General features: G+C 67.9%; 9 protein-coding genes. 4 read left to right on the top strand and 5 right to left on the bottom strand.

From position 1 onward, the window contains the following. From AC1ROW_RS13645 to AC1ROW_RS13655, 3 genes are read left to right on the top strand one after another with little or no spacing between them, the layout of a single operon-like run. Complete coding sequence (locus AC1ROW_RS13645; RefSeq protein WP_493019442.1) at positions 1-933, top strand: cytochrome c oxidase assembly protein; 933 nt, start codon at positions 1-3, stop codon at positions 931-933. Then, a complete protein-coding gene (locus AC1ROW_RS13650; RefSeq protein WP_493019443.1) occupies positions 930-1775 on the top strand; it encodes a cytochrome c biogenesis CcdA family protein in 846 nt (281 codons plus the stop codon). Before AC1ROW_RS13645 ends, AC1ROW_RS13650 begins: the two co-directional genes overlap by 4 nt. Further along, positions 1772-2956, top strand: coding sequence for a redoxin domain-containing protein (locus tag AC1ROW_RS13655; protein ID WP_493019444.1), 1185 nt, complete (start codon positions 1772-1774; stop codon positions 2954-2956). Before AC1ROW_RS13650 ends, AC1ROW_RS13655 begins: the two co-directional genes overlap by 4 nt. Positions 2957-2974: 18 nt before the next feature. Here the strand turns inward: AC1ROW_RS13655 and AC1ROW_RS13660 are convergent, their stop codons facing one another. Genes AC1ROW_RS13660 through AC1ROW_RS13675 form a run of 4 tightly spaced genes read right to left on the bottom strand, consistent with a single transcriptional unit; the run spans position 2975 to position 5826 of the window. Further along, the gene (locus tag AC1ROW_RS13660; RefSeq protein ID WP_493019445.1) at positions 2975-4153 is read right to left on the bottom strand and encodes an FAD-binding domain; all 1179 of its coding nucleotides are present in this window, start codon (positions 4151-4153) and stop codon (positions 2975-2977) included. A gap of 24 nt (positions 4154-4177) precedes the next feature. Further along, positions 4178-4822 (bottom strand): methyltransferase family protein, encoded by a 645-nt coding sequence (locus tag AC1ROW_RS13665; RefSeq protein WP_493019446.1) that lies wholly within the window; start codon positions 4820-4822, stop codon positions 4178-4180. Further along, positions 4809-5306, bottom strand: coding sequence for a hypothetical protein (locus tag AC1ROW_RS13670; protein WP_493019447.1), 498 nt, complete (start codon positions 5304-5306; stop codon positions 4809-4811). The genes AC1ROW_RS13665 and AC1ROW_RS13670 overlap by 14 nt, the downstream gene beginning before the upstream one ends. Positions 5307-5355: 49 nt before the next feature. Next, a complete protein-coding gene (locus AC1ROW_RS13675) occupies positions 5356-5826 on the bottom strand; it encodes a MarR family winged helix-turn-helix transcriptional regulator (protein WP_493019448.1) in 471 nt (156 codons plus the stop codon). Between the two features lie 67 nt (positions 5827-5893). On the opposite strand from AC1ROW_RS13675, the gene AC1ROW_RS13680 reads away from it, so the two are divergent. Further along, positions 5894-7663 (top strand): chloride channel protein, encoded by a 1770-nt coding sequence (locus tag AC1ROW_RS13680; protein ID WP_493019449.1) that lies wholly within the window; start codon positions 5894-5896, stop codon positions 7661-7663. A gap of 195 nt (positions 7664-7858) precedes the next feature. Here AC1ROW_RS13680 and AC1ROW_RS13685 read toward each other — a convergent pair whose 3' ends face one another. Continuing rightward, positions 7859-8164 (bottom strand): hypothetical protein, encoded by a 306-nt coding sequence (locus tag AC1ROW_RS13685; protein ID WP_493019450.1) that lies wholly within the window; start codon positions 8162-8164, stop codon positions 7859-7861. Between the last annotated feature and the right edge of the window lie 349 nt (positions 8165-8513).

Consider the following 8513-nt stretch of genomic DNA (forward strand, 5'->3'; position numbering starts at 1 on the left):
ATGGTCGCACTGCATCCGCAGCCGATTCCGGTCATCCCGGTGCTGATGCTCGTCTTGGCGGGCCTCTATGTCACCGGCGTCGTCGTTCTGCGGCGCCGCGGTGACCGTTGGCCGGTGAGCCGGGTCGTGTTCTGGTCGGTCGGAATCCTGACGGTGCTCGCCATGACGGCCACTGGCATCGACGGGTACGGGATGGAACTTTTCAGCGTCCACATGGTCCAGCACATGGTGCTGTCGATGCTCGCGCCGATCTTCCTCGTGCTCGGCGCTCCGATCACCCTCGCACTGCGGGCGCTTCCAGCCCGGCCGGCGGGCACGCGGTCGGCGAGATCCGTTCTGCTCGCGGTGCTCCACAGCGCGCCGGCCCGGTTCGTCTCACACCCCGCAACCGCGCTGGTGCTCTTCCTCGCCAGTCTCTACGGCCTGTACTTCACGCCCGTCTTCGACTGGCTGATGGGCACCATGTGGGGCCACAACCTGATGCTGCTGCACTTCATCGCCATCGGGTTCCTCTACTTCTGGTGCGTGCTCGGCGTCGACCCGACACCACGCCGAGCCTCCCGCGGCCTGCGCAAGTATGCGGCCCCGACGGTGCGAATCCTGGAGCTCGCGGCGACAGCGCCCTTCCACGCGTTCTTCGGCGTGATGCTGATGATGGCGGTGAGTCTCATCGTCGGGTTCTACCGGGCGCCGATTCCCGGCTGGGGAATCGCGCCGCTGGCGGATCAGGCTGTCGGCGGCGGCATCGCCTGGGGCTTCACCGAACTGCCGACTCTGTTCGTCCTGGGCGTCCTGTTCCTGCAGTGGCAGCGCTCGGACGAGCGCGCCACCCGGCGGCAAGAGCGGTCGGCGGCACGCGCGGAAGCCGAACGAGAGGCCTACAACGACTACCTCCGGCGTCTGGCAGCTCACGACCGAGGTGGCACCCGGTGATGGGGCCGGCGATCGTGTACGCGTTCGCACTCGGGCTGGCCGCGGCGGTCAACCCGTGCGGGTTCCCGCTGCTGCCGGCCTACCTCGCCGTCTTCCTGGGGTCCGATCCCGCGCCGGTCGGCGTTCGGCTGGCGCGAGCACTCCGCGCCTCGCTGGCGATGACGGCCGGCTTCCTCGCGGTGTTCGCCGTGGTCGGAATCGCCGTCGCCGCCGGGGTGCGGCTCGCGGTGGCCTGGGTGCCCTGGTTCACCGCGGCACTCGGGCTGGCGTTGCTGATCGCCGGCGTCTTCGGAGTGGCCGGTCGCGAACTGCGGATGCCGGCCATCGCGCTCCCGTTCCGGTCCGGACGGGGGATGGTCGCGATGGGGGGCTACGGCGCGGCCTTCGCAACCACCTCCCTCGGCTGCGCCTTCCCGCTCTTCGCCGCTGCGGTCGCGCCGTCCGCCACGTCAGGATCCCCCCTCGACACGGCTGTGTCCGCCCTCTCCTACGCGTTGGGGATGGGACTGTTCGTGGCGGCATGCAGCATCCTCGCGGCGCTTCTCGGCGCCGAAGCGGTACGGGTCGCCGGAAAATATGCGCGGCGACTCCCGAAGGCCGCCTCCGCCCTCCTGCTGCTCGTCGGGATCTACTTGCTCGCCTACGGAATGCGGCTGATCCTCGAGCCCGGCAAAGAGCCCTCCTTAGCGGTCTTCGTCTCGCAGGCGAGCAGTTGGCTCACCTCGGCGTTGTCGGCCCATCCACTCGCTGTCGGTACCGCGGCCGCCCTCATTGTCCTCACCGCGATGGCCATCGCCGCGGTGGCCGTCCGCTCGAAGCGTCACCCTCCGGAGGAGCCATGAACCGTCGCACCCCGCGCACCTGGCCGATCGTCGCCGCCGCGACCGTCGTCCTGATCGGCTTCGGCGCCGTCCTCGTCGCCGCGGCCCAGCCACCGTCCGGCAGCGCGACCGTCCCCTCGTCGGCGCCGGCCGCCCCCGGCATCTCGACCGCAGCGGCAAGCCTGCTGCAGCTCGACCCGCTCGGGAACGCAGCGGCCAAAGCCCCCGCCTACGCACTTACCGACCAGCACGGAAACGCGATCAGCCTGGACACGTTCCACGGTCGGAGCGTCGTGCTCACCTTCAACGACGACGAATGCCAGGACCTCTGCACCCTGCTCGCCCAGGACGTGGCTCTGGCCGACCATGACCTCGGATCTGCGGCCTCCCGGGTCGCGTTCGTCTCCATCAACGCCAACCCGTACCATCCCGCGGTCTCCGACGTCGCCTCCTGGAGCGACACGCACGGCCTGGGCCACGCGTCGAACTGGTACTTCGGCACGGCCGACCCGAAGACCCTCGCCGCAACGGCAGCCGCGTACGGCGTGCCGATCCAGCTCGACCCGACGCACCAGTCGGTGGTGCACGGCACCGAGATCTTCTTCATCGACCCGAACGGCACCGAGCGCGCTCTCGGCCAGTTCGGCACCGACGCCGCCAGCACCGCGCCGTTCGCGCACACGATGGCTCAAGAGGCCGTCGACCTCCTCCCCGCCGCGAATCGCCCGAAAGTGGCAGGGTCCGCTGCGGTCGACCTCTCAACCGACGGTACCGGCGTCGGCGCGAAGCCGAAACCGTTCTCGTTACCCGCCCTGAACGGGTCAGGGCACGTCGGGAGCGCCGCGGCCTCGGGTCACTACACGGTGCTCAACTTCTGGGCCAGCACCTGCACCGCCTGCGTCGGCGAACTCGCCGACCTCCAGAAGATCTCGAACGAGTTCACCGGCAGAGCCGACCTGATCGGCATCGACGTCTCCGACGATGCGTCCGCCGCCCGCGCGGTGACACTGCAGGCCGGGACGTCGTACCCGCTGGCCGTCGACGCGAACGGTTCGGTCGCGGGCCAGTACCGGATCTCCGGCCTTCCCTACACCGTGATCCTGGACCCGACCGGGCACGTCGCCATCCGCCATCCCGGCGCGTTCACCGCCGAGCAACTCGCGTACGTGCTCGACTCGCTCGTTCCGCCCGCCACGAAGTAAGACCCGACCGAGGTCCGCTCACGGCCGGAAGTCGGGCAGCTCGATCCGGTCGTACAGGCTGCGGCCGACCGCGAGGTCAGACACGCCAGGCAGCGTCATCAGCCGCATCACCGTATTCCGCAGCCGAAGCATCGCTCGAGTACGCGGCGCGAACGCGCCGCCCATACGAGTCGCACCGTGCTGCTTGGAACCGACGAACGCACCCAGCCGCTGCTGGTATGCCGCGAAAGCTGTGACGTGGTCGCCCGCGGCCGCATGCAGCTCCGCGGCCAGCACGTACGCCTCGATCATCGCCAACGCCGTGCCCTGCCCGGCCAACAGCGATGGCGCGGCGGCGGCATCGCCGACCAGGACGATCCGTCCGCGACTCCACGACGGCATCCGGATCTGGCTGGCGGAATCGAAGTAGAACGTGCGCGCCCGCGGCAGTGTCGCCAGAATTGCCGGCACCTCCCAGCCGAGCCCACCCAGCCGTTCGCGGAGCAGCGCCTTCTGAGCGTCGACATCGCCAAGCGGGATCGGACCCTCGTGACGGAACGTGAAGACAAACATGGACACGTCGTCGTCCAGGCTCAGCCGCAGCGTCTGCGCGCCGACCTGCGTACGCATGACCGCGACCAGTTCGTCCCGCCGCCGGTAGCCGACGACGTCGAACACGGCCACGGCGATGCCCAGGCTGCGCTCGAACTCCGACTCCGGTCCGAACGCCAGCCGCCGGACCGCGGAATGCAACCCGTCGGCGCCGACCACCAGATCGAAATGCTGATCGCCGCCGCGGGCCAGCCGTACCGCGACATGGTCGCCCTCGTCGCGGAGCTCCTCGACCGTATCGCCGAACACCTGCTCGATGTCATCCGGCAGCGCGTCGACGATGATCCTGGACAGATCCGAGCGACCGACGCTCACATAACGGGCCCCATGCCGGCCGATCAGCTTCACCGGGTCTAGTGACAGAATGCGGCGCCCGCGCTCGTCGACCTCGCGCACCTCCCGCATCCGGTAGCCCGCCGCCTGGACACGGTCCGCGATGCCCATCCGGTCGGCGACCTCGAACCCAGCACCCCAGAAATCGACCAAGTATCCGCCACGGCGCAACTCGGGCGCAGACTCCAGCAACACCGGCTCGTGCCCGCTGCGGCGCAACCAATACGCCAACGTCGGGCCGGCGATCCCGGCTCCCACGATCAACACCTTCATGACGACCTCCTCGCCGCCCTACCCTCACCACACGAGCGGGATGTACCGCCTCGTCTTCCCCGCCCAAGCGAGAAACTCCTCGCCGTAGTGCTCCTGCAGCCGTCGATCCAGCGCCGGGATCGCCGCGAACACAAAGCCGGCGGCCATGATCGCCGGAATCACCAGGGCGACCCACGAGCCGGTGACCGTCGCGAAACCGGTGAACAGCAGAGTGTCGCCCAGATAGTTGGGGTGGCGGCACCACCGGAACAACCCGAGCGTGTACAGGTGACCGGCGTTCTCCGGACGCGCCCTCCACGCCCGGCGTTGCAACTCGGAGAACGTGTTCATCCACGAACCGAAGACGTAGAGGACGACACCCAGCACGGTCCAGCCGTCGAGAGCGGCGCTCACATGCGCCGCGACGAACCCCATCGTGACGTGGATGACGAACATCCAGCCCCCGACCAGCGCGGCCTCCGCGTAGGTCACGGGCCGTTGCACGGTCACATACGTGGTGACGAGCACCCGCAGCACGTAAACCAGCGAGAACGCCACCACCAACCATGCCCGTGCCGGCACTGCCACCGAGATCGGGCCGAAGACCAGAAAGGCAGCGGCCGCGGCGCCCAGAACGTTGGCACCGGTCAGAACAGCGCGTGAACCGCTGCTCGTTTCAGGCGTATTCATCGCCGACCTCCTGAAGGTCACCGGAATCGTCGACCTCGAACCACACCGGATCCGGGTAAAGCCCCGGCCGCGCTCCATCGAGTGGCCGGGACGTACGGAGCGCGGTGCACAACGACCACAGCACCGCGGTGTAACGGACGGCGTCGTTCGCGAGCGGATTCTCAACAGGCGCTGACGACCAGAGCACCAGTTCCGCTCGCCTGTCTCCCGCGACAATCGCAGAGACGAACGCGTCGATCCACGGGTCGCGCCTCCCGCTGGAGCTCAAAGGAGCGCGGCGGGCGAGAAACCGGCCGATCGTGTACGCGAGCAGAAAAGCATTGCACCGGAACCAAGTCTCTTCGGAGGACAACCGGACCGAGGCCGTCCATTCCTCCCACGCGATCTGGTCGGCGCCCGTCGCGAGCAACGTTTCAATGCTCAAGGCGAAGTAGTTCTGAACGCTCGCCTGTGTCACGGCCAGCGCCGTATCGGGATCCGTCATCGCATCTCTTTTCTGGTGAGGTGAAGGCCGCGTCCCCACACGGCCAGGGTCAGAGGCCCAGCGTCAGCAAGTCCTCCGGAGTCGGCTCTCCCGCAGCAGTGGAGAAGACCTCCATGGCGTCGATGATCTGCTGCTGCTCCTCGGCCGTGAGCGACGTCAGCACGGACGCCACCTGACGACGACGCCGCTCGGTGACCTGATCCACGAGCCGGCGGCCCTCGTCGGTGAGGTCGACGAGGATCTCCCGCCTGCTCTGCGGGCTCTCCTGCCGGAGCACCCAGCCGCCGTCGACCATCCGGTCGATCGTGCGGCTGAAGGTCGAGGGCACGGCCCCGACGCGTGCCGCAAGCGCCCCCATCCGCATCGCGCCGGAGCCGGAGAGCACGACGAGCACACGGAACTGCGGAAGCGTCACCTGCTCCAGCGCATCGGACACCGACCGGGCGACGATCCCCAGCAGCGCCCGGGACGCGCGCAACGTCGCCTCCGTCGCCTCGTGGGGGAATCCGTGATTCTGCATGGTGCCTCCAGTGTTACGCTTTTGATGCACTTATGCAACAGTTGCATCTCTACACGATTGGAATTCTGTGTCCGCCATCACCACGAGCATCCGTGGAATCGTCGACGGCTCACGTGACAGCATGACGCACTGGTGGCGGCGTGTTCTTGCGACGCCCGCACCTCTGATCGCTTCGGCGATCGTCGTCGGTGCCGGCGCCGGACTCGCTGCCGTCGTGTTCCGTTGGCTCGTGCAGACCGCCACACTGATCTTCACCGGCACGACCGACTACTCCGCGACGACCGGGCACCCCGCGAACCCGTGGGTGCCCTGGCTCGGCGGGGCGTTCGTCATCCTCGCCCCCGCCATCGGCGGCCTCATCTACGGCCCGCTCGTGCACCGCTTCGCGCGGGAGGCCCGCGGCCACGGCGTGCCCGAGGTGATGTACGCCGTCGCCCGGCGCGGCGGCCACATCCCCGGACGCGTCGCCGTCGTCAAAGCGCTCGCCTCCGCGATCACCATCGGCTCCGGCGGCTCCGTGGGCCGCGAAGGGCCGATTGTCCAGATCGGCTCCGCACTCGGCTCCACCCTCGGGCGGATCACCCGGATGTCCGAGTCCCAGTTGCGCACCCTCGTCGCCTGCGGTGCGGCCGGCGGTATCGCCGCCACTTTCAACGCGCCCATCGCCGGCGTCTTCTTCGCCCTCGAGCTGATCCTCCGCGACTTCGCCACCCGCTCCTTCGCTGCGGTGATGCTCTCCTCGATCACCGCCTCCGTCGTCGGTCGAGCGGTGTTCGGCGACCATCCCTTCCTCACCCTGCCCGCGTTCACCGTCAAGCAGCCTGGCGAATACCTGCTTTTCGCTGCTCTCGGACTCCTCGCCGGCACGGTCGGCGTGCTGTTCAGCAAGGTCCTCTACCTGATCGAGGACCTCTGCGACTGGGCCTGGCGGGGGCCCGAGTGGCTGCGACCCGCCGTCGGCGGCCTCCTCCTCGGCCTGCTGCTGTTCGCCATGCCGCAGCTCTACGGCGTCGGCTACCCCGTGCTCGAAGCCAGCGTGGCTGGGAAGTACACCATCGGCTTCCTCCTGCTGCTCATCGTCGCCAAAATGGTCGCGACCAGCCTCACCATCGGCATCGGCGGTTCGGGCGGCGTCTTCGCCCCGAGCCTGGTCATCGGCGCCGCCTTCGGCGCGGCGGCGGGTGAGGCGGTCGGGCTCGTCATCCCGGGCCTGTCCGGGCAGGCCGGTACGTTCGCTCTGGTCGGGATGGCCGCTGTCTTCGCCGGGTCGACTCGAGCGCCGATCACCGCCGGCATCATCTTGTTCGAGCTGACCGGCGAGTACACCATCATCCTGCCACTGCTTCTCGCTGTCATCATCGCGACCGGCATCTCCCGTCTCCTCAGCCGGGACACCATCTATACCCGCAAGCTCAGCCGGCGTGGGGTCGATCTCTCCGCGCCCGCTCAGCCCGGCCTGCGAGGGCTATCGGTGGCATCCGCAATGGCAGTTGCACCACCCGCACTTGCTGCGGACGCTCCCGCGAGCGATGCGATCGCCTGGTTCGCCGACTCACGGCGCCGTGCCGCTCCCGTCGTCGATGGCGATGGCAGCTTCGTCGGTGTCGTCACGGCTGCGGACGCGACCGACGCCGTTAGGCGGGACGAAGACGCGGCGGTCCGCCGGATCGGTGAACTCATGGAAGCCGCGGTCACCGTGTCTACTGACGACCGGATCGCGGACGTTCTCGATCACGTGTTGGAAGCCGGAGAGACGGACGGCATCCCGGTCGTCAGCGAGGGCACGCTCGTCGGCTGGTTGGCACCCGCTGACGTCTTGCGCTCAACCGCAGCGTAAGAGCGCACTCGGAGCATTTCGCAGCCTCGACCATCATCCGCGCCGACTGCGGCGGGCAGGGCTGAGACAATTTGCGGAGCTACGCGATCCGTAAACGACCGGCCAACGCCTCTCGGGGTATGGTGCGCATCCTCGGTACCTCCTCCGAGCGGTCGCGATGATGAGAAGCCTCGGCGTGCTGGCCCAGGGACGAATTCAAATACCCCACTCGTCGAAGTCGTCCGTCCCGGCGACCACAGCCTGAGCAAGAGAAGCTCCGGCTGCCACCTCTGGAGCATCGTCCTGCTCCGGATCGGCGATTCGCTCGATGAAGATGGGCACTCCAGGGGAAACGAGTACCTCCACCGTCTGCGTTCGGACCTCGAAACTCACGAAGGCCCCTCCGGAACGCGCCGCATCCGCTAGCCGCGTACGCAGCACAGCGATGTCCTCGTCAGGCACGCTGAAACGCCGTCCGGCCACGCTAACGATGTACCAACCCAAATCCGGAATCTCTTCCAACTAAAGCTCTTCGCAGGGCGCCACGCTGGATGCCGACTCGCTACGCCGGCCGCCCTCAGGGTCGCTCCCAAAGCTACTCCGACGAAATCTACAAATCTAGCCAAGCTAGAGGTTTTGCTCATTGTCCAAAGTTGTCCGATCGGACCAGCACCCTCCGTGAAGGCTCGCCCGAAGAAGATCGAGTTAGACGAAAGAGGTTCGCGTGGCTGTTGGCGTGCGAACGACATGGAGGGCTTAGAGGAGTAGACACCACGAGCCAAGAACAGAGCCAAGGTGGCGTCCCTTGGGGTGGTGTAGTTCTTGGGCTTGAGTGTCACGTCGTTGACGTGGCGAGCCATCGTGCGATGGT

The organism is Leifsonia sp. GW821-FHT13C09, assembly GCF_058806435.1.